This window comes from Novosphingobium silvae (genome assembly GCF_009856825.1).
Taxonomy (GTDB): Bacteria; Pseudomonadota; Alphaproteobacteria; order Sphingomonadales; family Sphingomonadaceae; genus Novosphingobium; species Novosphingobium silvae.
Genome location: NZ_WVTD01000055.1, coordinates 1 through 2,653 on the forward strand (window position 1 = coordinate 1; position 2,653 = coordinate 2,653).

A 2,653-nucleotide genomic window follows, 5' to 3' on the forward strand; every position below is an offset into this window, starting at 1 on the left:
AAAACGCGCTGATCTTCGCCCTCGTCGGCCAAGTCGCAGCCGAAGCCGGCGTGCTGCTGATCATCATGTCTGCGGGGCCGGGCTGAGCGCCGTCCCGAAAAATCGACTTCGGCAGCGGGCTGTTATGCGCACGAGGACTATTCCGCCGGGCGCTATGAGATTTCCGCCGGTCCCCGTTTCCGTTTTAATCGCTGGCTCTCTGCAAATGCAAATGTTGGATTTACCAAACGATTTGTGAACGGACCCGCTCCTTTCGATCGCTATTCGAAAGTAGTTGCCGTGCTTTCGGTTACCCTGGCTCGCTGATGGCCCGGCTCGCCCATCCTCTTGATCGGCCGTCAGCCTGCACAGCCGAGCGTTCACTAGCCCCCGCACTGAGCGCGTTCTTTGGACGTGCAGGGCTAAGGGTGCGATCCTTCAAGACCAACCCGCAAACCGTCGCAGGCACAGTCGCGCTGGTGCTCCTTCTCTGCGCTGCAGGCACCTTGTCGCAGATGGTGGCGTGGATGTCGACTGGGCAGCATCCGATCACCGCCAAGAGCCCTTCCTCTCAGGCTCCGCGCCATCTTGAAAAGAGACGACAGCCCATTGATCCTCTGCATACTCCAGGCTTGAATCCAGAGGTCGCAAATCAGGTTAACGCGGCTACGCCATTCGTTCCACTTGGGGCGGATCGCCCCTTTCCGCTGCAGATCCAGATGGGCAGCGAGACCTTCGCTCGTGCCCTCGACTGCTTGGCCAGTGCGATGATCTACGAGGCTGGCGATGATCCGGTCGGACAGGCAGCGGTGGCTCAAGTGGTGCTGAACAGAGTTCGGCACCCTGCCTTTCCAAAGTCGATTTGCGGTGTGATCTATGAAGGATCGGAACGGGCCACGGGCTGCCAGTTCACTTTCACCTGCGACGGGGCATTGCAGCGCGCCCCCAATCCCGTAGCGTGGCGGCGCGCAAAAGACCTTGCGTCGATGTTCCTTGCTGGGAAGATCGAACCACGCGTTGGCATGGCAACGCACTATCATACCGACTGGGTACACCCATACTGGAGCGGCTCACTCGACAAGATCCAACGCGTAGGCACGCACCTGTTCTTCCGCTGGCGAGGAAGCTGGGGACGAAAGGCGGCGTTCTCAGGGCGCTATACTGGCGCGGAGCCATTGGAGCCGAAACTCGCCATGCTTTCCGCAGCGCATATACTTGCCAGATCTTCGCAGAAGCCACCGGCAGATAGCGCAGAGCAGGGGAATGCAAATGGTGCTGACACTGCTCCCACTGTTCTGACGCCTCGATCAGGGGATCATTTCGTTCTTGTCGACGCAGGCGGCGATGGCACCGAGCTTGCTTTACAAGGGCTCAATCGGTGTTCGGGCGAACGATACTGCAAGATCGTGGGATGGGATCGGCGCTCCAAGGATTATGGCTCGCCGGACAACCCTCTGATCCGGACCGTTGCCTTTCTCTATGTCACGGACAAGAGGACCGGGGTTGAGATCGTTCTTTGGGACTGCACCCGTTTCAATCGACCGTCCGACAGCCAATGCCTTAGCGACCGGAACCGACGCTGGATTGGCTTCCAGGGAGATCTGTCCCGTGCAACGTAACCTGCAACCTCGCGCAGGATTACAGGCGTGGCGCATGGCGCTGAGGCAGATCAGAGCCGCCGGGTTCAAGACGCCGCGTGCTTCCAGCCTCTTGCAAAGGCATCTGCTCTATTCATCGCTCCACGTCCTTCCTTTCCTATGTGCAGCGACGGCCCATGCCGAGTCTCTGGGAGAGGCGATTGCGACCGCGTACGAACACAACCCGAGCCTGGAAGCCAACCGCGCGTCCACACGCGCGGCCGAGGAACGTATCCAGCAGGCAAAAGCGCAGTTCGGCCCAACTCTCACCGCGCAGGCAAGCTACCTTTATGCGTGGCGCCGGGTCACCCAGAACGGCGTAACCGCTCTTCGGCAGGACGGCTTCACGCCCCAGCTCTCTCTCTCCGTTGATCAGCCGCTGTTCACGTTCGGTCGCCTCAGCGCCCAGCGCAGGATTGCCGATGCAGGCTATGGTGCATCCCTGGCCGACATGCACGCGGGCGAGCAGAACCTTATAGCCAACGTAGTCATCGCATATGCTGCAGTGATCCGGGACGAGCAACTTGTCGAGATCGCCAGGGAAAACCTGTCTCAATTGACGGAGCAGCTAGACCAGATCAATGCCCGCTACTCAGCCCGCTACGCAACAGAAACAGACCTGCAGCAGACCCGAAATCGCATTTTCAGCGGACAGGCGCAACTCGAACTCGCTCAGGGAAATCTCCGGGCCAGCCGCAACAGCTATCGCAACCTCCTGGGTCATTACCCGGAAGAGCTTGCGCCCCTGCCCCAGCTGCCACCTCTTCCTTCCACGATCGAAACAGCACAGGCCCTCGCCGAGGTTTCAAGCCCATTGCTCGAAGGCGCGCGGTACGAGCTTGCAGCAGCACAGGGTCAGTTAGGTCAGGCGCGGGGTAATGCTCGTCCGTACCTGGGCCTGCAGGGCAGCTTAACAGCCCGCTGCCGAAGTCGATTTTTCGGGACGGCGCTCAGCCCGGCCCCGCAGACATGATGATCAGCAGCACGCCGGCTTCGGCTGCGACTTGGCCGACGAGGGCGAAGATCAGCGCGTTTTC

Annotated in this window: 2 protein-coding genes; both read left to right on the forward strand. The window is 60.5% G+C overall.

Annotation, left to right across the window (positions count from 1 at the left end; all coding sequences use genetic code 11):
• Window positions 1-407 precede the first annotated feature (407 nt).
• A complete protein-coding gene (locus tag GR702_RS21865; RefSeq protein ID WP_337192677.1) occupies window positions 408-1,598 on the forward strand; it encodes a cell wall hydrolase in 1,191 nt (396 codons plus the stop codon).
• Between the two features lie 34 nt (window positions 1,599-1,632).
• Complete coding sequence (locus GR702_RS21870) at window positions 1,633-2,589, forward strand: TolC family protein (RefSeq protein ID WP_160987616.1); 957 nt, start codon at window positions 1,633-1,635, stop codon at window positions 2,587-2,589.
• The last annotated feature ends 64 nt before the right edge of the window (window positions 2,590-2,653 follow it).

Bases quoted from the DNA above. Each gene is read 5' to 3' on its own strand.
- GR702_RS21870 (WP_160987616.1), top strand. From the start codon at position 1,633: ATGGCGCTGAGGCAGATCAGAGCCGCCGGGTTCAAGACGCCGCGTGCT.